Raw genomic sequence first — 23,107 nt, 5'->3', positions numbered from 1 at the left:
TCAGGCGCCCGGCTTGGTGGTGTAGGGCTTGGTCAGGTCCCAGTCGGCGAACGTGAAGTCCTTCGCGCTGACTCCGGGCGCCTTCGTGATCGCGTCGCCGAGCGCCTGGTTCATCTTGTCCGTCAGCTCGTTCAGCGCGGCCTGCGGATCCTTCAGCTGGCCGGTGTAGACGCCGGCGAGTACGTCGTTGATGTCCGGCTTCACCCCGGGCAGCTGAACGGCCGACACCTTCGGGTTCCGGATCGTCGGCTGCGGCCCGACGACGGCCGCGCCGGACATCGCGACGTACTGCGCGAACGGCGCGAAGGTCACGCTCTTCGGATCGTTGTTCTTCGCGTACACCGAAAGCCCCTGCCCCTGCTCGACCCACCGCCTCCCCGCGTCGGGGCTGTACAGCCAGTCGAACCACGCCCATGCCTCGTCGGCATGCGGCGTCTTCGCGTTGACCGCGACGAACTTCCCGCCGGGCGGGCCGTAGAACAGCGCCTTCGGATCACCGGCCGACGGCGTCGGCAGCGTGACCAGGCTGTAGTCGGTGAACTTGTGCTTGGTCCACTCCGGCTGGTTCCAGACACCGCCGACGGTCATCCCGAACCGGCCGCGTTCGAAGAAGGCGCGTGCCTGCTCGTCGGAGATGCTCATCGAGTTCGGGTAGAACCAGTTCTTGTTCTTCCACTCGAGCAGCAGGTTGATGACGTCCAGGTAGTTCCGGTCCGTGCCGAACGTCCACTTGCCGACCCGGTAGTCCATCCCGTCGATCCCGCCGACCGCCGCGCCACCCGGGGTACCGGCGCCGCGGACGAACAGATCCAGCCACCAGGCCAGGGTCGTGTTCGTCGAGTTGCCGAATCCGAACGGCGCAACCTTGCCGCCGCTCTTCGACGCGATCGCCTCCGCAGCGCTGGTGACGTCGTCCCAGGTCTTCGGGAGCTTCACGCTGCCGTCGGCGTTCGTCAGCCCCGCGTCCTTGAACACACCGTGGTGGACGTACAGCTGCAGCGACGGAGCCGGCGCGGCGAACGGCGCCGTGTAGACCTTCCCGCTGAAGACATCCACGCCCTCGACGAAACTGTTCTCCGGGAACCGTCCCTGCCAGGAGTCGGTCGCCCACTTGTCGAGCGGCATGAGCCAGCTCTGCGAGATCTGCTGGCTGAGCTGCGGGCTCTTCGGCACCATCAGGATGTCCGGCGCGTTGCTGCTCCGGTACGCCAGCGACACCAGGTCGGCGTACTTGTCGCTGACCTGTGTGGTCTTCTTGACCGCGATCCCGGGATTGGCCTCCTGGAACAGCTTGATCTCCTTGTCGACCCAGCCGGCCTGGCTGGCGTACCAGTCCCAGTACGTGATGGTCGTCGCAGCCTTCGATCCCTTGGCGTCGCCGTCCGACGAGCAGCCGGCCAGTGCCCCGGCGCCGGCCAGGCCGGCCGCCCCGCGGAGCAGTGTCCGTCGTGAGATGCGTGATGACATGAGTGTTCCTCCAGTGACTTAGCTGCAGACCGGCGTGGTCGACGACGCGGTCTGGGTCAGTGCGCCGAGCCGCCAGGTGAGTGGGCTGCCGTCCCAGGTGACCGCCACGCGCCGCGGTCGCTGAAAGGGCAGAAACGAGACCGTCTGGCCGCGATCGGACGGTCCGGGGCTGAACGCGTTGTCCGCGCCGACGGGGACCGGGATGTAGTAGTTGTTCGCGTTGGAGTACCCGAAGTACGCCGTATACGTGTTGCCGCCGGTGTTGTGGACGATGCAGGCCGCGGTCGGCTGCACCGGGTTGAACGTGGTCTCCGCAGGGCCGGTGCCCGGATCGGTGACGGTCTTCGCCATCGGAGCGAAGGACGCATCGTCCACGAGCAGGTCGCCGGCACCGGTCGTCGTACTGACCCACCACTCGGCCTTGGTCAGCGTGCCGGTCCAGCTCACCTGGGCGTTGGCGGCCGACAGTTGGGTCCACCCGGTGCTTGTGACTGGAGCCGTGCCGAGGCGGACCGTGGTCGACCCGGTCGAGGTAGTGAGCTTCAGACTCACCATCGCGGTGTCCGAACCACTGGCCAGGCGCACCCATGCCGACGAGTCGTACAGACCGCCGTTCACCACCGACACACCCTGCGCCGGACCGGCCCACGCGGCCGCCCTGGCAGTCACCGAGAGATCACCACTGCCGGCCTGTGGAGTCGTCGACGCGTTCTTCAACGTGCACGTCCCCAGGCAGTACCAGCCCGTGGTGTTCGACTGGTTCTCCAACGACCCGTTGGCGAGCACCGAAGGCGTCGGCAGGTAAGGCGCTGTCGTCGGCGGACCCTGGGCCGGAGGTGGCGTGCCGTCCGTGGGTGTGATGGCGAGGTCGTCGAGGGTGCACTCGGTCGAGGTCGTACCGGGGTTCGACCAGGCGAACGCCTGGACCCACTTCGTCCCTGTCGGTGGCGTGAAGGCGGCCAGCTTCTGTGTGTAGGCGCGCTCGTCGGCATACGACAGGACGTATTGGAAGGTCGGCGTACCTGCGGTCGCACCCCCACGCACGCCGACGTAGCACTGGGTGCCGCCGCCGTTCAGCCTCCCCCAGCCCGACAGCAGGTAGCTCGTGCCCGGGGTGATGCCAGTCAGGTTCTGTGTGACGCCGGAGCCCGGGCTCAGCGACAAGGCGGTGTGACCGCTGTGTGCGTTCGTCGCGGTCGCAGGGCCGGTGCCGAGTGGCGTCCAGCCGCGGGTGCCACTCTCGAAGTCGCCGTCGCCGATCGGGTTCGGCTGATCCGTGCGCACGGTGGTGGCGATGCCGTCGGCGGTCACCTTGACCGACGCTCCGGCCGTGGTCGGCATCGCGACCTTGACCTGTTTGGACACGCCGTTCACGGTGACTGTCACCAGGTAGTCACCGAGGAAACCGCGCGTTCCGTACGTTCCGGCCGCGCTCGTCTGACCGCTCGCGCTCGTGTGCCACTGGCGAGTGATCAGGTCCTCCCACACGAGTGCGTTCGGCTTGGGCGACCAATCGTCGTTGTAGAGCGCGACCCGGGGGTTGTAGATGTTCTTCGTCCAGAGGCCGAAGTTGCTGATCTGGTTCACGTTCGGGTTCGAGAACATCGCGGTCATGAAGTCGCGGGTGTAGTCCGCCTGCAGCTGCAGGTCGTCGGTGTCCACGTCGAACTCCGTGATCGCGACCTTCACACCGAGCCCGGCGAACTGGTCCACGATCGACAGCAGGTCGTCGGGTGATGTCAGCTGCACCCCGTTGAAGTGGCTCTCGAAGCCGACGAGGTCGATCGGTGCGCCGGCGGCCTTGAGCGACTGCACGATGCCGTACACGTGGTCGCGGTGACGTGTCTCCCAGCCGTTGTTCTCGACCAGGCCGTAGTCGTTGAGGGCGAGCTTCGCGTTCGGGTCCGCCTGGTGCGCGAGCTGGAACCAGGACGCGATCTCGTTCGGCCCGAGGATGTCCTGCAGGCTGTGCTCCGAGTACGGCTCGTTCACCACGTCCCACTCGTCGACGATCCCGGCCAGCGCGCCGGCCTCGTCCAGGACGTGGTTGTTGACACGGGTCCGCAACGCGGCCGGGTCGTTCTGCAGCGTACTCAGGTCGGGTGGCAGGTATCCCCACGACGGCCACACCAGGTTGTGACCGCGGATCCGGAGCCCGCGTTCGCGCATCCACTGCATCGCGGGGAGCGTGATCGTGTCGCGTTCGGTCGGGTTCTCCCAGTGGTTCCACTTCAGGTTGTTGCCCAGGGCCCCTTGATTGAAGATCGTCGAGGCCTTGCTCTGGTACTGCGCGAGGTCTGCCGCACTGATCCCGCTGGACGGATCACCGATCAGCCGCGACCCGTCCGACGCAGCGCCGAACTTGAAAGCGCTGGTCTGCTGCACGGCGGAAACAGTCGCCCCGCTGACCGGGTTGCCGGCCGGGTCGACGACCGAGACCGCGAGATTCCCCTTCCGGTACTGGTCGATCCGCGCGTTGGCCGCCGTACGCCAGGCCGCGTTCGCGTCCCGGCCGTCGTACGTCACCTGCGGGTAGCCGGCCGGCGTACCGGGGCCCCAGTTCTGCACGGAGACGCCGGCGATCTGGAACGTCTGCGCGCCGTACCCGAGCCAGAGGTTCAGATGCGCCGCGGTCGTGGTCCCGGCCGTGTACGTCGTGGTGGCGCGGAACGGGAACTGGAACTTCTGCCATTCGGTGCCGTACCGCAGCGCGGCGTTGAGCGACTTCTTGTACGGCGACCCGTCGGTCTCGAACACCACGTGGGCGTTGCCGGCCGACGGCGAGATCGACCGTGCCCAGAGCGTGGCGACGAGCGCATCGCCTTCGGTCACGGTCGCTGCGGCCGGTACGCCGAGCGTGATCTCGTACTCGCCGTCGAGACCGGGACTCTGCGGCCCGTTCGGAACGGCGATCTGGAGGGCCTTGGTGAAGTTGGGGTTGCCGGTGATCGGGACCTGCTGGGTCGCGTCGGCCGGGAGGCTCTTGAACTCGGTGAAGTTGGCGACGGCATCGGTCGGGAGGACTTCGACGGGGGCGGCGTCGGCGCGCGCAGCGGGCTGGACCGCGACCACTGCGACGGCCGCGACCAGAGCGACGGTCACCCCGGTGGCCAGTTTTCTGATCACTGGACGTTCCTTCCAGAGGGCGCACAGCAGCGCGGACCCACCGGCGGTACGCCGGGGTCCTGAACGGGGACTGCTGCGATCGGGCGGTCGGGCGGGACCTCGATCCGGTACGGATCAGGCCTTGGAGGTCGTCTGCGAACGTCCGCGCGGGGATCGGGTCACGGGCACCGGCCCGCAACTCGCCCGGACGATCAAGCTGGTCGGCATCACGAGCCGTGGCCGCTCGTCTGCCGGCTCTTCTTCGGGTACGTCGTCTGCAGGGCCGATCGCCTCGAGCAGCATCTCGGCGGCGCGCTTGCCCATGTCGACGAACGGCTGCTGGATGGTGGTCAGCGGCGGCCGGATCTGGGCCGCCGACTCGATGTCGTCGAAACCGATCACCGAGACGTCCTCCGGGACCCGCAGTCCGGCCTCGGCCGCGGCGGTCATCACGGCGTACGCCGTCACGTCCGAGTGCGCGAACACGGCGGTCGGCCGCTGGTCCGGGGGCAGCGCGAACAGCTCCCGCGAACGGGCGCGGATCTGCTCGGGCAGGAAGTCACCGGGTTTGGTGAGCTCGGGATCGGGCTGGATGCCGGCCGACCGGAGCGCGTCCAGGTAACCGCGGTAGCGGTCCTGGCAGCACCGGTAGACCATCCGTCCCTGGACACAGGCGATGCGCTCGTGTCCCAGCTGGAGCAGGTGGTCCATGGCCGTCAGCGCGCCGTCGTAGTTGTCGGCGGTGACCGACGGCAGCGCGACATCGGCGTCGATGGTGTTCACGAGAACGACCGGCAGGCCGTCGGAGTGCAGCTGGACGAGCGGTTCCAGCGGCTGCTCGTGGCTGACCACGAGTAGGCCGGACACCATGCTCGACGTGAGGATGCGGTCGATCAGTGAACCGTAGTCCCGGTCGTTGGTCGCGGTGTACAGGATGATGTCGAACCCGCTGCGCTCGGTCACCGCGGCCACGCCGATGTTGATCGAGGCAACCATGTGCCAGGACAGGCCCGGCACGACCATCCCGATCAGCCGCGTGCTGCCCTTGGCCAGAGCGGTCGCCGCGAAGCTCGGGACGTACCGGTTCCGGCGCATCACCGCGAGCACGTGCCGCCGCGTCGCCGGGTCCACCTTCGGGCTGTTGTTCAGCACCAAGGAGACCGTCGACTTCGAGACACCGGACAGCGCGGCGATGTCACGAATCGTCAGCTTCGCCATCCGGCCACCTCCCTGAGGATCCGTTGGACTGGTCCAACGAGCTTGTGCACCGGAACGTAACAGCGGCCCGCAACCCCGTCAACACCTCGCCCGAAAACGGTTTCCCGCCAGGGGATTGCGCCGTACGACGTCCTCGTGCCACGATCGCCTCACCGTGTTGGACCGGTCCTACGCAGGCCGGGATCACCTGCCCGGACCGGTCCACCACGCCCGCCCCGGCGCACTCGGCTGCGGGCGGCTCGTGCTGTCGGCAGATCAGGAAGGCCGCCCATGCCGCCGTACTCGCTCGACGACTTCTCCTTCGACCTCCGCCGCGCGGCGCCGCCCGCCGAGCTCTGGGTGCGCAGCGCGACCGGAACCGTCACGCAGCTCGCGAACACCGTGTGCGGCGTGGGCGCCTGGTTCGCTCCCCCACTGGCCGCGCCCGACAGCCGGCTGACGATCTCGTTCGAGGTCGACGGCCGCCGGGTCGTCGACGCAGCGCGACCCGGTGCCGGGGATCGCGGACTGCTTCCGGCCTGCGGCACGTGGCGGCCGGACCGCCTGGTCCGCCACGGCACGTACCACCAGTACGCCGACGGTCGGCTGACGTCGCTCGCCGTCGAGTCCACGGTCGTTCCGGGCGCGGCCGGCTACGAGCTCACGCTGACACTGACCAATCGCTCCAACAACACGCACGAGGTGTCGATCCAGCCCGACCTCGCCCCCACCAAGACCCACCGGGTACCGCTCTCCGAATGGGGCTGGGTCCCACCCGGCCCCGGCACGGACGACGAAATCCCCTTCCACCACAGCGATCTGACCGCCACCCTCCCACCCCACGGCAAGATCACCTTCACCCTGACAGTAGGCCCCAGCGGACAAACGCCACCACCCGACACCCAGACAGGCCCCTTGGCCGATGTGCTCGGGCGGCTCCCGGTGCTCACCTCTGACATCCCAGGCCTCGAGCAGTACTACCGGCGTTCGCTGGCCAGCGGTCTGGTCTGCTTCTGGGATCACCCGGACTTCGTCACCCAACCGTTCATCGCGACCTCCGGCCTCGACGGTGGCGCGCTCTGCGCGTACGCGTGGGACACCGGCGGCTACGCACCCAACCTCCTCAGCCTGATGCTCGGCGACAGCTTGGTCGACACCATCGAGTCGTTCCTCGACGCCGACCTCACCGACCGCTACGCGATCGCGCCAGACGGCACCGGCCTCGGCGTCGCCTACGCGTACAGCGGCTGGTCTCTCGTTTCCCTCGCCCGCGCCGCCGCCGCGGAACGTCCACTCGATCCCACGCTGGTGTCACGGCTGTACGACGTAGTGATCGCGCTCGACAAGCGATTCCAGCCGGACGACCAGACCGGCGTACTGCGGGACTATGGCGATCAGAGCAATCTGCTCGAGATGCGAAGTACCGGATGGGAGCACGTGGTCGCGAGCCCCAACGCCGAACGTGCCTGGGCCCTCGACACCCTCGCCGACCTGTCCGACCTCTCCGGCGCCGCACTGCCGACCACCGAGCTCCGGGATTCCGCACAACAGATCCGCACCGAGGTCATCCGGCAACTGTGGGACGCCGACGCTGGTTGGTTCCGCAGCCGCTACCCGGACGGCCACACGGAGCTCGCGTACTCGATCCAGGCGTACGACGTACTTCGCGCCGGCGCCTGCCCACTCGACGTCGCCGCAGCACTGATCAGCCACCTGCGTCCGGGCGCGTTCCTCGGCGAGTACGGCGTCAGCAGTGTCAGCGCCGAGGATCCACTGCACTACGAGACGGCTGACATCGACTGGTCCGGGGCCGGCGCCTACACCGGCGAGGCACCGCAACTCGCACTCACCCTCTGGGAACAAGGCGAGCCCGACCGCGCCTGGGACGTACTACGCCGCCTGCTCTGGATGGGCGAGCACTACCCGTACTTCCCTCAGGACCACTACTCCGACAAACCCGGCGCACCCGCCACCGGCCGCCGCATCAACATCATCGCCGGTCTAACGGGAGCAGAATCTCTCCTCACCGGCCTCCTCGGCATCCATCCCCACCCCGACGGCTCCCTGACTATCACCCCAAGCCCAGTTGCCCCAGGCAACGTCAGGCTCAGCAACCTCAGCTACCGCGGCCACGCGATCGAGGTGGCCATCGAGTCCCGTCGTACGACGATCACCGTCGACGGCCGCGAGGTCGCACCGGGCCAGGTCATCCCGCCAAGATGACCGGGAACGCCTTCACTACCGAGTCGAACTGATGGTCCGCGACTGGGGCGTCGGGCACGTGGCGGCTTCCGATCTGGATCGTGTGGAGGCCTGCTGCGATGCCGCCGGCGATGTCGTGGGAGGGGTGATCGCCCACCATCCAGCCGTCGTCGAGGGTTGTGCCGGTTTGGGATGCGGCTAGTTCGAAGATTCGTCGGTCGGGTTTGCGGACGCCGACTGTCTCGGAGACACAGGCGTAGTCGATGGCGTCGGCGATCTGGGTGTACTCGAGTTTCAGGTTCTGCTGGACGGTGCGGCCGTTCGTCACCACCGCGATGCGCCAGCCGGCCGCGCGCAGGTCGACCAGTCCGTCGAGCACAGGCTGCTCGACCCAGGCGAACAACGGATGCTCCTCGTCGTACGACGCCACCAGCTCATCCACCGAAGCAGCGAGCCCGAACCGCGCCCGGGCCAGCTCGAACAGCTCCGCCCGCGGCCTGAACCCACCGTTGTCATGAGCAACCAACCACTCGACCGCGGACTCCCCCAGCCCATTCGAGTCCGCCCACCACCGACCCCACTTCAGAAACGCCCCGTCCCGATCGATCAGCGTGTTATCCAGATCAAAACAAGCCAGCCGAGGTCTCCGCTCCACGCCCCCACCCTCACACACGCCACCCGCTCCGCCATCAACTACCCTCGTCACGTTGCGTAGGGGTGCGCATCTTCCAAGAGAGGCCTCCATGAATCAGCCTGTGTTCGACAAGCAGGAGCAGTTCGACAAGATCGCTGCCGGCTTGCTCACCGGCGAGAGCATCGTCGCCGTGTACGACGGACTCGGTGTCGGCACCGGGTTCATCGGTCTCACCAACCTCCGGGTGATCGTGCAGGACAACTCGTTCGTCGGCAAGAAGACCGCATTGACGAGCATTCCGTACAGCAAGATCCAGTCGGTGTCCTACGTATCGGACAAGTCCATGTTCGGGAAGTTCGCGTCCACGAGCACAATCGCGGTGCACGTGAGCGGCACGACGTACGAGGTCCAGTTCCGTGGGGACGAGAAGGCCGCCCACGCGCACAACATCGTGCTGTGGAACATCATGCGGTAGCCGACAACCGTTCCCGCCGCAGAGCGAGCGGACGTCCAGGCCATCACAATCGACCGCAGTCGGCGCGCACAGGCGTGCGCGCCCCGAGCTGTTGGCAATTGTGATGGGCTGGACGTTCGTTGTGCGTGCGCTAGTCCTACCCATCACCACAGTCGCGGCGCCGCGAAGCGGTGTCCTTTCAGCTCCTGCGCAGTACTCCGCACCAACTCAGACGTCGATGCGGTTTTCGTCTAGTTCGTACGCGCCTTGGACGAGGAACTCCTTGCGGGGGGCTACGTCGTTGCCCATCAGGAGGTCGAAGACCTGGGCGGCAGCCTCGGCGTCGTCCACCGTGATGCGGCGGAGGGTGCGGTGCCGAGGGTCCATGGTGGTTTCGGCCAGCTGGTCGGCGTCCATTTCACCGAGACCCTTGTAGCGCTGCGGTGGCTCCTTCCAGCGGACGCCCTTCTTCATCAGTTCGGCCGTCTTCCGCTGGTACTCCGAGTCGCTGTACGTGTACAGGTACTTGTCCTGCCCCTTCTTCGGGTTCGTCAGCTCGAACCTGTGCAGCGGCGGTACGGCGGTGTAGACCCGCCCCGCCTCCACCAGCGGCCGCATGTACCGGAAGAAGAGCGTCGCGAGCAGCGTCCGGATGTGGGCGCCGTCGGAGTCGGCGTCCGCCATGAAGATGATCTTGCCGTAGCGCGCCTGCTCGAGGTCGAACGTGCGGCCCGAGCCGGCTCCGACCACCTGGATGATCGACGCGCACTCGACGTTCTTCAGGACGTCGCTGACGGACGCCTTCTGCACGTTCAGGATCTTGCCGCGGATCGGCAGCAGCGCCTGGAACTCCGAGCTCCGCGCGAGCTTCGCCGTACCGAGCGCCGAATCACCCTCGACGATGAACAGCTCGGACCGGTCGACGTCGTTGCTCCGGCAGTCCGCGAGCTTCGCCGGCAGCGCCGACGACTCCAGCGCGGTCTTCCGCCGCTGCAGCTCCCGGTGCTGACGCGCGGCAACGCGGGTCCGGGACGCCGCGACGATCTTCTCCAGTACGGCGCGTGCCTGCGCCTTGAACTCACGTTTCGTCGACGTCAGGAACGACTCGAGCTCGGACTGCACGACCTTCGCGACGATCCGCGACGCCGCCGGTGTACCCAGCACTTCCTTCGTCTGCCCGTCGAATTGCGGCTCGGCCAGCCGCACCGTCACGACCGCGGTCAGACCCTCGAGTACGTCGTCCTTGATGATCTCCTCGCCGCTCTTCAGCAGCCGGGTGCCGTCAAGCGCGTTCGTGAAACTCTTCGACAGTGCCCGCTCGAACCCGGCGACGTGAGTGCCGCCCTTCGGCGTCGCGACGATGTTCACGAACGAGCGCAGCTCGGTCTCGTACCCGTCGCCCCAGCGGACCGCGATGTCGACTTCCAGGTCCCGCTCGACGTCGGTCGGCGTCATGTGGCCGGCGTCATCGAGCATCGGCACGGTCTCGGTGAAGTGACCGGTCCCGGCCAGCCGGACGACCTCGGTCACCTTCTGGTCCGTCGCCAGGAACTCGCAGAACTCGCTGATCCCGCCGTCGTGCTTGAAGGTCTCCTCGGTGATCTCGTCGCCGCGCTCGTCGCGGATCACCAGCTCGAGCCCCGGCACCAGGAACGACGTCTGCCGCGCCCGGGTGACCAGCTCGTCGTAGTTGAAGGCCGCGTCCTTGGTGAAGATCTGCCGGTCCGCCCAGTACCGAATCCGGGTGCCGGTGACACCCTTCTTCGCCCGGCCGGCCTTGCGCAGCCCCTTCGCCGGGCTGAAGCTCGCGTTGGCGCCCTCGCCGTCGAACTCACCGGCCACACCGCGCCGGAACGACGTCGTCCAGATCACGCCGCCACGGTCGACCTCGACGTCCAGCCGCGCGGACAGCGCGTTCACCACCGACGCGCCGACACCGTGCAGACCACCGGACGCGTTGTACGACCCGCCGCCGAACTTGCCGCCGGCGTGCAGCTTGGTGAACACGACCTCGACACCGCTGAGCTTGGTCTTCGGCTCGATGTCGACCGGGATCCCGCGCGCACGGTCGACCACCTCGACCGAGCCGTCCTTGTAGAGCACGACGTCGATCCGCTCGCCGTGGCCGGCCAGGGCCTCGTCGACGGCGTTGTCGATGATCTCCCACAGGCAGTGCATCAGGCCGCGGCTGTCGGTGGACCCGATGTACATCCCGGGCCGCTTCCGGACCGCCTCGAGTCCTTCGAGGACGAGCAGATGGCGGGCGTTGTACGCCGGGTCGATCTCGGTACTGCGAGGCGTCGGGGCGGCCACAGGGCTCCTTCACTGGTTTGCCACACTTACACACCGCAGCTTATGCGGCCGCACCCCCAAAACGCGGCAGGCGGGGCCTGCGGAGGCCTGCGGCTGGGTATGGGAGATACGTGTCGCGACAGGTATCGATCCGGACTCGATTAAGAGTGGCGTACGACACTCCGATCCCGAGCAGACGGTAACGGCTTCATGGCTCACAGTGAGAGAAGTAGGACCCGCCTCCGTGGCTCACCAGAAAATCGCCCGCCGACGAAACGATTCCGCGTCAGCAAGCGTCATACGAAGACAGGTGGTTCGTCTCACATACGGACACGTTCTCCCCACCGGGAAGCGATCCGCATGTCAGGATGTTGCAATCTGGTGAGTACGGAACTAGATGAGATGAGGCCTCAATGACTACAGCACTCGCCCCGAGTTCGGCCCTGTCGGCCGCGGATCGTTGTGACCGCTGCGGTGCGCAGGCCTACGTCCGAGTCACTCTGACCAGCGGTGGGGAGCTACTTTTCTGCGCCCACCACGGCCGCGAGCACTCGGAGAAGCTGCGCGACATCGCGATCACCATCCACGACGAGACCGGTCGGCTCGAAGCCACCCCCTCCACGGTCGCCGTAGACGACGAGCGGTGACCCACACGCTGTTCTAAACGCGCCAGCGTCGGCGCCAAAGTCATCACAGGCTTCGATGGCGGTTCACCCGAGACGGTGAACCGCCATCCCTCTGTTTACCCGGCAAGTTGACGCGGCAGGTTCACACGCCAGGTCACACGACAGGTACGCCGGGACCGGGCCCGTGCCGCCGCAGTTCCTGCCAGGCCCGCGACAGCCGCGTGACCGCATCATCAAGCACTTGCTCGGAGTAGGCGAACGGCACCCGCAGGTAGTCGTTGTGCGCACCCGATGGGTCCATCGCCTGGCCGGCCACCACCTCGACGCCGTGCCGCAACGCCACCTGGGCGAACACCCGCGCGTCGGTGTCCGGCAACCGGACCCACAAGGCAGACCCGCCGGTCGGCGGCGACCATTCCCAGTCCGGTAGTCGTTCGGTCAGCAACTCCCCCATCAGCTTCTTCCGTACGGTCGCCAGTCGCGCCCGCGCCGACGTCAGCTCGGTGAGCCGCGGCAGCAGCCGAGCAGTCAGTGCCTGGTCGATGAGCGGACTCCCGAGGTCGGCCAGCGCCTTGTGCCGCGCCAGCCGCTCGGCGAGCGGCCGCGACGTCCGGATCCATCCGATCCGCAGTCCACCCCACACGGCCTTCGACACCGACCCGATCGTCAGCACTTCGGCATCGTCCGGCGCGTACGCCGCCAGTGGCGGCGGGATCTCCGGACCGGCCGGATCCCACGCCGAGTACGCGTTGTCCTCGACTACGACGACCCGGTGCCGCGCTGCCAGCTCCGCGACCTGCCGGCGGCGGTTCGCCGACATCAGCCGGCCGGTCGGGTTGTGGAACGTCGGCATCACGAACAGCATCGCCGGCTGATGCTCCGCGAACGCGGCCTCGAGCAGGTCGGGGCGGATCCCGGCGTCGTCCAGCGGTACACCGACCACTCGCCCGCCGGCCGCGCCGAACAGGTCGAAGCACCCCGGCCAGCTCGGCTGCTCGATGGCGACCGCGGCACCGTTGCGCAGGTACATCTGCGTCGCCAGCGCGATCGCCTGGTGCGCGCCGGTCGTCACCACGATCTCGTCGGGCGACGTCGGCAGCCCGGCCTCGGTGAAGTGTTCCGCGATCCGCTCGCGCAGCACCGGCAGACCGCGCGGGTGATACCCGACGTCGCCGAGCAGTGCGGGCAGCTCGTCGGAGGCCAGCTCGATCAGCTCCGACGACAGTTCGGGCAGCCCGGGATCCACGGCGTACGTGAGCGAGATGACCTCGCCTGGTCCGACGGTGATCCGGTGGAACAGCGACTCGCCGTACCCGGCCGGCATCTGCTTGTCCGATCGTGAACGACCACGTCCGGCGGCGCGCGCGACCGTCGTACCGCTGCCGCGTCTGCTCTCGACCAGGCCGCGGGCGCGGAGTTCGTCGTACGCCGCGACGACCGTCGAGCGACTGATCGCCAACGAGTCGGCCAGCCGTCGTTCGGCCGGGAGGCGGGAGCCGACCGGGAGCTCGGCGGAGCCGATCAGGGCGGCGATCTCGTCGGCCAGCCGCCGGTACAAGCCGCCGCTGCGGGTGCTCAGCCGGTGCCCGATCAGGTCGGCCAGCGCCGACGGGTCTCCAGAACGGTCCACTTCTCCTCATATTGGCTCGGGTGGACTGCTTCTCGCGCCGCCAGGCTAGTACCAGCAAGCAGTCCAGTTCGAGAGCAGGAGTGAGAAGACATGATGATCGGTCAGCTGCTGGGGTTCACCGGCGCGACGGTGGTGCTGGTCGGGATGCCGGGGCCGAACAACCTGTACATCTCGCTCCGCAGCCTCACCCAGGGCCGCCGCGCGGGCGTCGTCTCGGCGCTGGCCATCGAGACCGGGACGCTCGTCTACATCGTCGTGACCGCGCTCGGACTCGCCACCCTCGTGCAGGCGTCGCCCACGCTCTTCACCGCGATCACCGTCGCGGGGGCGCTCTACCTCGCGTACCTCGGTCTCAAGCTGCTCAAGGCCCCAGCGACCGACCACCCTGCCGATGTCCAGGCCGCCCCGCTCGGCCGCGTGTTCCGCGACGGCGTCGTGGTGAACCTGCTCAACCCGAAGGCCGCGCTGTTCTTCCTCGCGTTCCTGCCGCAGTTCGCGACCCGCGGCGCGGATCCCGCTCAGCTCCGCACCGAACTCCTGCTGCTCGGCGTCGGTGCCTTGCTGATCGGCCTCACCTTCGACCTCTGCTACGCGGTCGGCGCGGACGCCGTCGGCCGCCGCTTCCGCTCGGTCCGTACGACGAGCCGGCGGCGCAACCTGATCGTCGCGGCGATCTACCTCGGACTGTCCGCGTTCGCGCTGATCACAGCACTTTGAGGGGCTTCCACGATCACTACTGAGCCGTTCTCGAACCGCAGCGACAACGTCTCGCCGCCGACCCGCACCCCGTCGAGTTCGAGCACCTGCCAGGGCACCGAGTCAGCGGGATGGATCGTCAGCGTGCCGCCGGGTACGTCGGGCTCGATGCCGAACGCGGCGACCAGAACGGCGACCGCCGAGGCCGCTGCCCACGCCTGCGGGCGGCACGAGAGCGGGTACGGCGTCGGCGTACTCTCCGCGCTCGTCCCGCGGCCGCCGTACAACTCCGGCAGGCGGTAGTCGAAGGCCTCCGCCGCGCGGACCAGGCCCTCGACGTACGACGACGCGACGTCGGACTGACCGCTCGCGAACAGGCCTTGGACCGTCATCGCGGTGTCGTGCGGCCAGACGCTGCCGGTGTGGTAACCGAGGGGGTTGAAGCGGGTCATCGCGGTGGACATCGTTCGCAGCCCGAAGCCACTGTTCAGGTCCTCGCCGGCGAGCACGTCGGCGACCGTCTGCTCCTCGTCCGCGTCGAGCAGCCCCGTGCCGAGCAGATGGCCCATGTTCGAGGCACGGCCGGCGACCGGGTTCTTCGCGCCGTCGAGCGCGATCGCCGGGTAGCCGTCGACCCAGAACGCGGCGCGGAAGCGTTCCTGCAGCGCGGCCGCCCAGGCACGCCACTCGTCGCCGGACTCGCCGTACGCCTCGAGCAGTTCGGCGCCCTTCACGGCAGCGGCGTACGCGTATCCCTGCACCTCGCACAGCGCGATCGGCGCCGTCGCCAGCGTCCCGTCCGGCCACTGCACCGCGTCGTTGGAGTCCTTCCAGCCCTGGTTCGCCAGTCCGTGGCCCGACTCGTCGACGTACTCGAGGAAGCCGTCGCCGTCCGGGTCGGCGTACTCCTTCATCCAGGTGAGGGCGCGCTTCAGGTTCGGAAGCAGGTCGCGGACCTCGTCGGCCGGCATGCCCCAGCGCCACGCCTTGTGCAGCGTGACGATCCACAGCTGGGTCGCGTCGTGGGTGCCGTAGTACACGGCCGGGAGGACCAGGCCGCCGCCGTGATCGGCGACCTCGGCGCGTAGCTCGTGCGGGATCTTGCCCGGCTGTTCGGCCGACCCGGCGTCGACCTTCGTGCCCTGCCGGGCGGCCAGCGCCCGCAGCGTGCCGGCGGCGAGCGTGGGGTCGACGGGGATCAGCATGCCCGACGAGATCAGCGAGTCGCGGCCGAAGAGCGTGAGGTACCACGGCGGACCGGCGCCGAGATAGCGGTCGTCGTCCGCGGCGAGCTGGAGCGCGCGGACGTCCTCGAGCGAACGGTTCAGCCAGCGTTCGACGCGTTTGTCGTCACAGCGAACAGTGACGTCGTACGGCGTGCGCTCGGCCGGCGGCTCGATCGAGAAGCCGGTGTTCGACTTCGGGAACTCAGCCGTCACCCGCACGGTGACGGTGAACTCCTCCCCCGGCTCGACACGCGGCGTGGCCGAGACGCCGGGGTCGGCGGTGACGACGACGCGGGTGTCGTCCCTCTCCCAGCGTGTGCGACCGGGACCGTCCGGCAGCGGCGCGAGCTCCGGCAGACTGGCGGCGGCGCCACTGCGGACCGCGGCCGTGCCGGCGAGGTCGGTGCCGAGGGCAACATCCAGCCGGCATTCGATTGCCGACCGGGAACGGTTCACGAGGGTGATCCGCTCGGTGAGGCCTTCGGAGTCGACGGTCCGGGTCCGGTACAGCATGACGGTGGGGTCGTGCCGGGTGTCGCCGAGTCCCTCGACCATCGCGACGTACTGATGGGTGGCCGCGTCCGGCTCGTCGACATGCACCGGGAACGGTTCGCGTCCGTCGACCGTCACGCTCAGCCGGGACAGGATCCGGCGGTCCCGGGCGTACACGCCCTCGGCGCCGGAACCGGTCAGCTGACCGGACCGAGGCGACAGGACCACCCAGGGAGCGGCAAGGGCGGTGACGAGTTCGTGCAAAGGGGACATGTCTCCACCCTAAAAGGTCGGTCGGTGCGAGAGAGTGTGGGTATGGAGACAGGGGTGACCGTACTGGTCGGGATCGCGATCTTCGTCGGGATCGTGGGCATCGTCGTACCGATCCTGCCCGGGGCGATCCTCAGTCTGGCCGCGATCCTGGTCTGGGCGATCGTCGAGCGCAGCGCGATCGGGTGGGTGGTGTTCGCGATCGCGGTGGTCCTGATCGGTGCGAGTCAGGTGGTGAAGTACGTCGTACCGGAGCGGCGGCTCCGTGAGGCCGGCGTACCGCGGCGGTCGATGATCGTCGGGGTCCTGCTCGGCATCGTCGGGTTCTTCGTCATCCCGGTGGTCGGGATGTTCGTCGGTTTCCCGATCGGCGTCTACCTGTCCGAGTTGCAGCGCCAGCGCGACCACGCCGCGGCGTGGACCTCGACCAAGCACGCGCTGCGCCAGACCGGCGTCTCCATCCTGATCGAGCTCGTCGGCACCTCGCTCGCCGCCGCCGTCTGGCTCTCTGCAGTGCTGTTCATCGTCTGAGCTGTCTGAAGCTGTCTGAATTGCCAGGGACTTTCCAGTCCCGGCGGAGGGCCGTCCAAGGTCTGCCACGAACGGTGGAATGACCAGTGCCGGGCATCTCCCGGCACGCAACGGAAGGCACTGCAGTATGGCGTTGCATCAGAAGCCCAACGGCCAGCAGCCGAGCACCACGCCGACGAAGTAGTCGACGGCAACTTCTGAGGGGTCGACCCCGGAGAGTAGGGGGTTGACCCCTCAGAGGTCAGGCGGCGGGACGGATCGTCGCCCGCCACCGTTTCTCAGGTGATTGCCGGGCTGTTCTTATCCGCAGCGGAGGTTCGTCCAAGCTCTGCACGCCACCGTGAGAGGGAACAGTGCCGGGTGACGTCCCGGCACGCAGTACGGAAGGCACAGCAGGATGAAGCTCTCACAGAAGCGATGGCGGCTGCTCGGCACTGTGGCCGCCGTGGCCGTGACGACCACGGCCGGCGGGGTCGCCTGGGCGACGAGCAACGCGGACCCGACGCCGTCGCCGTCGGCCTCCCCCTCGAGCCCGTCGACGCCGGGCCAGCAGAAGCCGGGGGAACCTGGTGGACCGGGCAAGGGCGGATTCGGGCCGCGGGGCGAGTTCGGGCTCGGCGGGGCGCTGCACGGCGAATTCGTCGTACCGAAGGACGGCGGCGGGTACCAGACCGTCGCGACCCAGCGCGGCGAGGTCACCGCGGTCAGCAAGGAATCGATCACCGTGAAGAGCGCGGACGGATACAGCCGGACCTACACGCTGACCGAGGACACGTTGGTGAACGCGGCCCGCGACGGCATCGACGACGTGAAAACCGGGAACACCGTGACCGTGACGGCCGTGGTCACCGACGGCAAGGCGACCGCCAGCTCGGTGAACGACGGAACCGTCCGCGACGCGGCCGGCCAGAAGTGGGGGTTCAAGCACGGTCCACGCTGAGCCTGCTCGGGATCGCGGACGACTCACAGGCGATTGCCAGGAACCTTCCAGGGTTCACATGGGAATCACCTGCACACTGAGACCATGAGTCCGCATCTGCTGGTTGTCGACGACGAGCCGAACATCGTCGAGCTCCTGTCCGCGAGTCTGCGTTTCGCCGGGTACGACGTGACCACGGCGACCCACGGCGCCGAGGCGCTGCGCAAGGCGCGGGACGTGGAGCCGGACCTGGTCGTGCTCGACGTGATGATGCCCGGACTGGACGGTTTCGAGGTCGTACGCCGGTTGCGCGGTGAGGACCGGCACGTGCCGGTGCTGTTCCTCACCGCCCGGGACGCGGTCGAGGACAAGGTGCTCGGCCTGCAGACCGGCGGCGACGACTACGTCACCAAGCCGTTCAGCCTCGACGAGCTGGTCGCCCGCGTCCGCGCGCTGCTGCGCCGCTCCGGTCACCGCGAACAGACCACGACCGAGGCCGCCGTACTGCGCTATGCGGACCTGGAACTCAACGAGGACAGCTACGAGGTCTTCAAGTCCGGTCAGGCGGTGCAGCTGTCGCTGACCGAATTCAAGCTGCTGCGGTGCCTGCTGGAGAACGCAGAGCGGGTGATGTCGAAGGGCCAGATCCTGTCGGCGGTCTGGAACTACGACTTCGCCGGAGACGCCGGCGTGGTCGAGTCGTACATGTCCTACCTGCGCCGTAAGGTCGACACCGGCGACCAGAAGCTGCTCCACACCGTCCGCGGGGTCGGCTACGTCCTGCGTACTCCGCGAGGCCCCAACTGATGCAACTGAACCACCGGCGGTTCGCCGATCGGTACCCGCTGCGCGTCACCATCGTCGTGGTCCTGCTGGCGCTGGTCGCGCTCGCGCTGGCCGCGTCCGGTGTGCTGGCGACCACGATTATGCGCGGCTACCTCATCGACCGCGTCGACGACCAGCTGCAGCAGACGGCCTCGCAACTCGCCCACGTCGGGAAGGACCGGCGTCCGCCGCCTCCGGGAGGCTTCGGGGACCGCCGACCGCTACCGAGTGCTTTCGTCGTGCAGTTCAACGAGGCGGACGGGAGTAGCGCCGACGGTGCGTACGGTGCGCGGCTGGCCGATCCCGATCCGCTGCCGAAGCTGCCCGTTCTGAACCTCAACCAGGTCCGTGCGCGCGACGGGCGGCCGTTCGTGGTGGATGCAGTCTCCGGTGGTGCTCGGTGGCGGGTGCTTGCGGTCGAGAACGCCAACGGTGACGGATCGGTCATGGTGGCGCAGAGTCTCAAGGACATGGACCACACGATCCAGCGGCTCGTCGGGATCCAGGCCGCGGCCGGGGTGATCCTGCTGGTGCTGCTGGCAGGCCTCGGGACTTATGTCGTACGGCGGAGTCTGCGCGGGCTCGAGGATGTCGAGCACACCGCGGTCGCGATCGCCGGTGGGGATCTGAGTCGACGGGTACCGCAGCGGGACCCGCGGACCGAGGTCGGGCGGTTGTCGCTGGCGCTGAACCAGATGCTCGGGCAGATCGAGACCGCGTTCGCGCAGCGCACCGCGTCGGAGTTCGCGGCACGGCGGAGTGAGGATGCGGCGAAGCAGTCGGAGGAGGCTGCTCGGCAGTCCGAGGACCGGATGCGGCGCTTCGTGGCGGACGCGTCGCACGAGCTGCGTACGCCGTTGACGTCGATCCGGGGGTTCGCGGAGCTGGCCCGGCACCGGGGTGACGTGACCGACGCCGACACGATGCGGCGGATCGAGGACGAGGCCAAGCGGATGGGGCTGCTCGTCGACGACCTGTTGCTGCTCGCGCGACTGGACCAGCAGCGTCCGTTGCGCTCGGAGTCCGTCGACCTGCTCCCGATCGCGGCCGACGCACTGCACAACGCGCAAGCCGTGCAGCCCGACCGCCATATCTCGCTGACGATCCTGCCCGATTCGGAGGCGCCAGTCGTCTCGGGTGACGAGGCACGTCTGCGGCAGGTACTCGGGAACCTGGTCAGCAACGCCCTCCACTACACCCCCGTCGACGCGCCCGTCACCGTTTCGGTCGGCACCCGCGGCTCCGAAGCCATCCTCGAAGTCAGCGACACCGGCCCCGGCCTCACCGACGAACAGAAGGCCCGCATCTTCGAACGCTTCTACCGAGTGGACACCGCCCGAACCCGCTCCACCGGCGGCTCCGGCCTAGGCCTCTCCATAGTCGCCGCCCTCGTAGCCGCCCACCACGGCCACGTAACCACCACGGACACCCACCCCCACGGCGCCACCTTCACCGTCCACCTCCCGCTGAGCGGATAGCTGGACGTCCAGGCAGGCAGAAGTCGCTCCGGGAGGCGGTCTAACCGGCTAGATCCTGGGTTCTGCCTGCGTGGAGGTTCACAAAACCGGAAAGGTCCGAGTAGCGGACTCGCCGTGTTCCAGGACAAGGGCCGCGGGGCCGAGGATCTTGGGATCTGGGTGGCCTACCAGATCCTCGTCCTTGTCGGTGTAGTTGTAGAGGGAGAGCACGTGGCGCATGGCTTCCAGGCGGGCGCGTTTCTTGTCGTTGCTTTTGACAACGGTCCAGGGGGCGTGGGGTGTGTCCGTGTAGTGGAACATCGCCTCCTTGGCCTCGGTGTACGCCTGCCACTTGTCGAGCGACGCGAGGTCGGTCGGTGAGAGTTTCCACTGCCGCACCGGGTCGATCTGCCGGATCGTGAACCGCGTCTGCTGTTCAGCCTGCGACACCGAGAACCACAGCTTCACCAGCAGGATCCCGGACCGCACCAGCATCCGCTCGAACTCCGGCGCCTGCCGCATGAACTCCTCATACTGCTCCTGGTCGCAGTACCCCATCACGTGCTCGACGCACGCGCGGTTGTACCAGGAGCGGTCGAACAACGCCATCTCACCAGCCGCCGGCAGATGCGCGACGTACCGCTGGAAGTACCACTGGGTCTGCTCGCGGTCCGTCGGCTTCTCGAGCGCGACGATGCGCGCCCCGCGCGGGTTGAGATGCTCCATGAACCGCTTGATCGTCCCGCCCTTGCCGGCGGCGTCACGACCCTCGAACACGATCACCAGCCGCTGCTTCGACCGCTTCACCCAGTACTGCAGTTTCAGCAGCTCGATCTGCAACAGGCGCTTGTCCCGGTCGTAGATCTCCCGCGCGAGCCGTTCGCCGTACGGATAGCCCTCGCGCCAGGTATCCACCGGCGTACCGTCGGCCCGCAGCAGCACCGGGTCGTCGTCCTCCTCGTCCAGCACCCGGAAACCGAGCTCTTGCACCAGATCAGGCGTGTTCATATGCACAGGCTCGACCCCGAGGATGACGTCCAGGTGAACAAGGCTCAGTGACGTCGCAGCTTGACCGTGCAGTCGCGGCGGTTGATCGGTACGCCGTCGCGCAGCACCTGCGCCCGGTCGTGCACGCGGCTGACCAGCGTCTCCCACTCACCGTCAGCCAACCCCAGGCTCTCGATCACCTCGTCAGGCTCCGGGAAGTGGATGTCGGGATGCGGATTGTGCTCGCCGGGCGGAAAGCCCAGGTGGCCCTCGATCAGCAGTACGCCGCCTGGCGCGACAGCCGCCGCTGCACTACGCAGGATCCCGTCGCGCGGCAGTTCGGTCTTGGAGTGCAGGAACTGCGCGGACACCAGGTCGAACTCTCCGTCCGGGAACGACTTCCCCAGCTCGTGCTGCTGCCAATCGATCCGATCGCCGACTCCGGCCGCTTTCGCATGCTCGACTGCGCGACCCAGCGCGACCGTCGAGATATCGACCGCAGTGACCGTCCAGCCCTTCCGCGCGAGCCAGATCGCGTCGGCCCCTTCGCCGCAGCCGAGATCGAGCGCCCGGCCCGGCGTCAGGCCGGACACCTCGTCGACGAAGGCGGCGTTCGGCTTGCCGCTCCAGATCTGCTCGTGCTCGGTGTAGAACGCGTTCCAGTGCTCGTCAGGGAGCTGTTCGGTGGTCATGAACCGATGGTGCGCGAACCCGGCACGATGCGGCAAACAATGTTGCCGGGTTGGCAAACCCTAGCTGTCGCGGACCGGCAGCGGTTCGGCCTTCCCGACCACGAACGCGTAGGTCAGCGCGCCGATCACCGCCACCACTCCCGCGAGCGCGAACGACGGCAGGTACGACCCGTGGTAGATGTCGAGCAGCAGGCCGAAGACGTACGGGCTGATGATCCCCGCGATGTTCGACGCGAAGTTCTGGATGCCCCCGATCGACGCCACATGCCGCGACGACGGCGCCACGTCACCCGGCAACGACCAGATTCCCGTCGCCGCGATCGCCAGGCTCGCGTACGAGATCGCCAGGAACAGCAACGCGACGTACACCGACTTCGCCGGCGCCGCGAACACGATCGCCGCACCGCCGAGCAGCCCGCCGACCATCACGGTCTTCCGTACCCGCGTCACGTCCGTGCCGGCCCGGATCCGCCGGTCGGCGACGATGCCGGCGATCCATCCGCCGGCGATCGCGGTGATACCGGGCAGTGTGCCGAGCGTCCCGAGCTCGGCCAGGTTGAGCCCGCGGGCGTCCTTCAGGTACGACGGGAACCAGGTGAGGAAGAAGTAGATGACGAAGTTCAGGCAGAAGAAGCCGAGCATCATCCCGCGGATCGTCCGGTAGCGGAACAGGTCCCGCCAGCGCACCTGCGCCGCGGCCTCGGAGTCGTTCTCGTCGAGCCGCGCGCCGTTCGAAGCGATGTACTCGCGCTCCTCGGCGTTCGCGTGCTTGTGCTCCATCGGATCGCGGTAGTACCAGTACCAGACCGCCGCGAGCATGATCCCGAGCACGCCGAGGACGACGAACGAGAAGTGCCAGCTGACCAACGCGATCAGCCCGGTCACGACCGGCAGCGACAGCACCGTCCCGACCCGCGAACCCGAGTCGATCACCGCGCTCGCGAACGCCCGCTCGTGCGCCGGGAACCACCGCGACGCGGCCTTGGTCGCACTCGGGTAGGCCGGCGCCTCCCCCGCGCCGAGCGCGAACCGGAACGCGAACAACGACCAGAACCCACGCGCCAGCGGCGTCAGCGCGGTGACGACGCTCCACCACAGCGCGGCGAACGTGAACGCCTTCCGCGAGCCCACCTTGTCGGCGAACCAGCCCGCCGCGAGCATCGCCCCGTCGTACGCCCAGAAGAACGCACCGAGGATCAAGCCCTTCTCGGCGTTGCTCAGGTCGAGGTGCAGATCGTCCTCGATGAACGGCAGCGCGACGCTGAGGTTCGCGCGATCCAGGTAATTCAGTGAGAGCCCGACGAACGCGAGCCCTAGGATCAGGTACCTCGTACGGCTGGCTCCTGGTGGAGCTTTCACAGAGGTGACGGTCACTGTGTGCCTCCGATCGGGTGCGGATCGTGGC

At 68.1% G+C, this 23,107-nt stretch carries 18 protein-coding genes; 8 read left to right on the top strand and 10 right to left on the bottom strand.

Going from position 1 to position 23,107, the window contains the following annotated elements; translation table 11 throughout:
* The 3 genes from E0H45_RS15270 to E0H45_RS15260 all read right to left on the bottom strand — a co-directional run bounded on the left by E0H45_RS15270 (nt 1) and on the right by E0H45_RS15260 (nt 5,790).
* Nucleotides 1-1,467: an extracellular solute-binding protein gene (locus tag E0H45_RS15270; RefSeq protein WP_165546481.1), complete on the bottom strand. Its 1,467-nt coding sequence runs from the start codon at nt 1,465-1,467 to the stop codon at nt 1-3.
* An 18-nt stretch (nt 1,468-1,485) separates the two neighbouring features.
* Nucleotides 1,486-4,593: an endo-1,4-beta-xylanase gene (locus E0H45_RS15265; RefSeq protein WP_238155018.1), complete on the bottom strand. Its 3,108-nt coding sequence runs from the start codon at nt 4,591-4,593 to the stop codon at nt 1,486-1,488.
* A gap of 114 nt (nt 4,594-4,707) precedes the next feature.
* The gene (locus E0H45_RS15260) at nt 4,708-5,790 is read right to left on the bottom strand and encodes a LacI family DNA-binding transcriptional regulator (RefSeq protein WP_131338000.1); all 1,083 of its coding nucleotides are present in this window, start codon (nt 5,788-5,790) and stop codon (nt 4,708-4,710) included.
* A 270-nt stretch (nt 5,791-6,060) separates the two neighbouring features.
* On the opposite strand from E0H45_RS15260, the gene E0H45_RS15255 reads away from it, so the two are divergent.
* The gene (locus E0H45_RS15255) at nt 6,061-7,992 is read left to right on the top strand and encodes an MGH1-like glycoside hydrolase domain-containing protein (protein ID WP_131337999.1); all 1,932 of its coding nucleotides are present in this window, start codon (nt 6,061-6,063) and stop codon (nt 7,990-7,992) included.
* Here E0H45_RS15255 and E0H45_RS15250 read toward each other — a convergent pair.
* Nucleotides 7,976-8,626 (bottom strand): HAD family hydrolase, encoded by a 651-nt coding sequence (locus E0H45_RS15250; protein WP_238155017.1) that lies wholly within the window; start codon nt 8,624-8,626, stop codon nt 7,976-7,978. The two genes, E0H45_RS15255 and E0H45_RS15250, sit on opposite strands and share 17 nt — an antisense overlap.
* Before the next feature lie 88 nt (nt 8,627-8,714).
* Between E0H45_RS15250 and E0H45_RS15245 the strand changes: the two genes are divergently transcribed.
* On the top strand, nt 8,715-9,080 hold the full coding sequence (locus E0H45_RS15245) for a PH domain-containing protein (RefSeq protein WP_131337997.1): 366 nt from the start codon (nt 8,715-8,717) through the stop codon (nt 9,078-9,080).
* Nucleotides 9,081-9,287: 207 nt separating this feature from the next.
* On the opposite strand, the gene E0H45_RS15240 is transcribed toward E0H45_RS15245, so the two are convergent.
* Nucleotides 9,288-11,372, bottom strand: coding sequence for a DNA gyrase/topoisomerase IV subunit B (locus E0H45_RS15240; protein ID WP_131337996.1), 2,085 nt, complete (start codon nt 11,370-11,372; stop codon nt 9,288-9,290).
* A 392-nt stretch (nt 11,373-11,764) separates the two neighbouring features.
* Here E0H45_RS15240 and E0H45_RS15235 point away from each other — a divergent pair, with 392 nt between their 5' ends.
* The gene (locus E0H45_RS15235; protein WP_131337995.1) at nt 11,765-11,998 is read left to right on the top strand and encodes a DUF7455 domain-containing protein; all 234 of its coding nucleotides are present in this window, start codon (nt 11,765-11,767) and stop codon (nt 11,996-11,998) included.
* Nucleotides 11,999-12,131: 133 nt separating this feature from the next.
* Here E0H45_RS15235 and E0H45_RS15230 read toward each other — a convergent pair whose 3' ends face one another.
* Nucleotides 12,132-13,607 carry an aminotransferase-like domain-containing protein gene (locus E0H45_RS15230; protein WP_131337994.1) on the bottom strand — a complete coding sequence of 492 codons (1,476 nt, stop codon included), beginning with the start codon at nt 13,605-13,607 and terminating at the stop codon, nt 12,132-12,134.
* Between the two features lie 90 nt (nt 13,608-13,697).
* On the opposite strand from E0H45_RS15230, the gene E0H45_RS15225 reads away from it, so the two are divergent.
* Entirely contained in the window at nt 13,698-14,324 is a 627-nt protein-coding gene (locus E0H45_RS15225) for a LysE family translocator (protein ID WP_131337993.1), read from the top strand.
* On the opposite strand, the gene E0H45_RS15220 is transcribed toward E0H45_RS15225, so the two are convergent.
* The gene (locus E0H45_RS15220) at nt 14,282-16,294 is read right to left on the bottom strand and encodes an amylo-alpha-1,6-glucosidase (protein WP_131337992.1); all 2,013 of its coding nucleotides are present in this window, start codon (nt 16,292-16,294) and stop codon (nt 14,282-14,284) included. The two genes, E0H45_RS15225 and E0H45_RS15220, sit on opposite strands and share 43 nt — an antisense overlap.
* A 42-nt stretch (nt 16,295-16,336) precedes the next feature.
* Here E0H45_RS15220 and E0H45_RS15215 point away from each other — a divergent pair, with 42 nt between their 5' ends.
* From E0H45_RS15215 to E0H45_RS15200, 4 genes are all read left to right on the top strand, one after another.
* The gene (locus E0H45_RS15215) at nt 16,337-16,822 is read left to right on the top strand and encodes a DUF456 domain-containing protein (protein WP_131337991.1); all 486 of its coding nucleotides are present in this window, start codon (nt 16,337-16,339) and stop codon (nt 16,820-16,822) included.
* Between the two features lie 397 nt (nt 16,823-17,219).
* Nucleotides 17,220-17,762 carry a hypothetical protein gene (locus E0H45_RS15210; protein ID WP_131337990.1) on the top strand — a complete coding sequence of 181 codons (543 nt, stop codon included), beginning with the start codon at nt 17,220-17,222 and terminating at the stop codon, nt 17,760-17,762.
* An 84-nt stretch (nt 17,763-17,846) separates the two neighbouring features.
* Nucleotides 17,847-18,548, top strand: coding sequence for a response regulator transcription factor (locus E0H45_RS15205; protein ID WP_130385800.1), 702 nt, complete (start codon nt 17,847-17,849; stop codon nt 18,546-18,548).
* On the top strand, nt 18,548-20,044 hold the full coding sequence (locus E0H45_RS15200; RefSeq protein ID WP_131337989.1) for a sensor histidine kinase: 1,497 nt from the start codon (nt 18,548-18,550) through the stop codon (nt 20,042-20,044). Before E0H45_RS15205 ends, E0H45_RS15200 begins: the two co-directional genes overlap by 1 nt.
* Before the next feature lie 78 nt (nt 20,045-20,122).
* Here E0H45_RS15200 and ppk2 read toward each other — a convergent pair whose 3' ends face one another.
* Genes ppk2 through E0H45_RS15185 form a run of 3 tightly spaced genes read right to left on the bottom strand, consistent with a single transcriptional unit; the run spans nt 20,123 to nt 23,076 of the window.
* The gene (gene ppk2, locus E0H45_RS15195) at nt 20,123-21,031 is read right to left on the bottom strand and encodes a polyphosphate kinase 2 (RefSeq protein WP_131337988.1); all 909 of its coding nucleotides are present in this window, start codon (nt 21,029-21,031) and stop codon (nt 20,123-20,125) included.
* Nucleotides 21,032-21,075: 44 nt separating this feature from the next.
* The gene (locus E0H45_RS15190) at nt 21,076-21,702 is read right to left on the bottom strand and encodes an SAM-dependent methyltransferase (RefSeq protein ID WP_131337987.1); all 627 of its coding nucleotides are present in this window, start codon (nt 21,700-21,702) and stop codon (nt 21,076-21,078) included.
* Nucleotides 21,703-21,762: 60 nt separating this feature from the next.
* Entirely contained in the window at nt 21,763-23,076 is a 1,314-nt protein-coding gene (locus tag E0H45_RS15185) for an MFS transporter (protein ID WP_202872347.1), read from the bottom strand.
* Nucleotides 23,077-23,107 lie beyond the last annotated feature (31 nt).

It is taken from the genome of Kribbella soli (genome assembly GCF_004331345.1).
Taxonomy (GTDB): Bacteria; Actinomycetota; Actinomycetes; order Propionibacteriales; family Kribbellaceae; genus Kribbella; species Kribbella soli.
This window is presented reverse-complemented; position numbering and strand designations above follow the sequence as displayed.

Excerpts from the sequence above, each read along its gene's own strand:
- E0H45_RS15270 (WP_165546481.1), bottom strand. The coding sequence starts at position 1,467 with ATGTCATCACGCATCTCACGACGGACACTGCTCCGCGGGGCGGCCGGC.
- E0H45_RS15260 (WP_131338000.1), bottom strand. The coding sequence starts at position 5,790 with ATGGCGAAGCTGACGATTCGTGACATCGCCGCGCTGTCCGGTGTCTCG.
- E0H45_RS15255 (WP_131337999.1), top strand. The coding sequence starts at position 6,061 with ATGCCGCCGTACTCGCTCGACGACTTCTCCTTCGACCTCCGCCGCGCG.
- E0H45_RS15245 (WP_131337997.1), top strand. The coding sequence starts at position 8,715 with ATGAATCAGCCTGTGTTCGACAAGCAGGAGCAGTTCGACAAGATCGCT.
- E0H45_RS15235 (WP_131337995.1), top strand. The coding sequence starts at position 11,765 with ATGACTACAGCACTCGCCCCGAGTTCGGCCCTGTCGGCCGCGGATCGT.
- E0H45_RS15225 (WP_131337993.1), top strand. The coding sequence starts at position 13,698 with ATGATGATCGGTCAGCTGCTGGGGTTCACCGGCGCGACGGTGGTGCTG.
- E0H45_RS15220 (WP_131337992.1), bottom strand. The coding sequence starts at position 16,294 with ATGTCCCCTTTGCACGAACTCGTCACCGCCCTTGCCGCTCCCTGGGTG.
- E0H45_RS15215 (WP_131337991.1), top strand. The coding sequence starts at position 16,337 with ATGGAGACAGGGGTGACCGTACTGGTCGGGATCGCGATCTTCGTCGGG.
- E0H45_RS15210 (WP_131337990.1), top strand. The coding sequence starts at position 17,220 with ATGAAGCTCTCACAGAAGCGATGGCGGCTGCTCGGCACTGTGGCCGCC.
- E0H45_RS15205 (WP_130385800.1), top strand. The coding sequence starts at position 17,847 with ATGAGTCCGCATCTGCTGGTTGTCGACGACGAGCCGAACATCGTCGAG.
- E0H45_RS15200 (WP_131337989.1), top strand. The coding sequence starts at position 18,548 with ATGCAACTGAACCACCGGCGGTTCGCCGATCGGTACCCGCTGCGCGTC.
- ppk2 (WP_131337988.1), bottom strand. The coding sequence starts at position 21,031 with ATGAACACGCCTGATCTGGTGCAAGAGCTCGGTTTCCGGGTGCTGGAC.
- E0H45_RS15190 (WP_131337987.1), bottom strand. The coding sequence starts at position 21,702 with ATGACCACCGAACAGCTCCCTGACGAGCACTGGAACGCGTTCTACACC.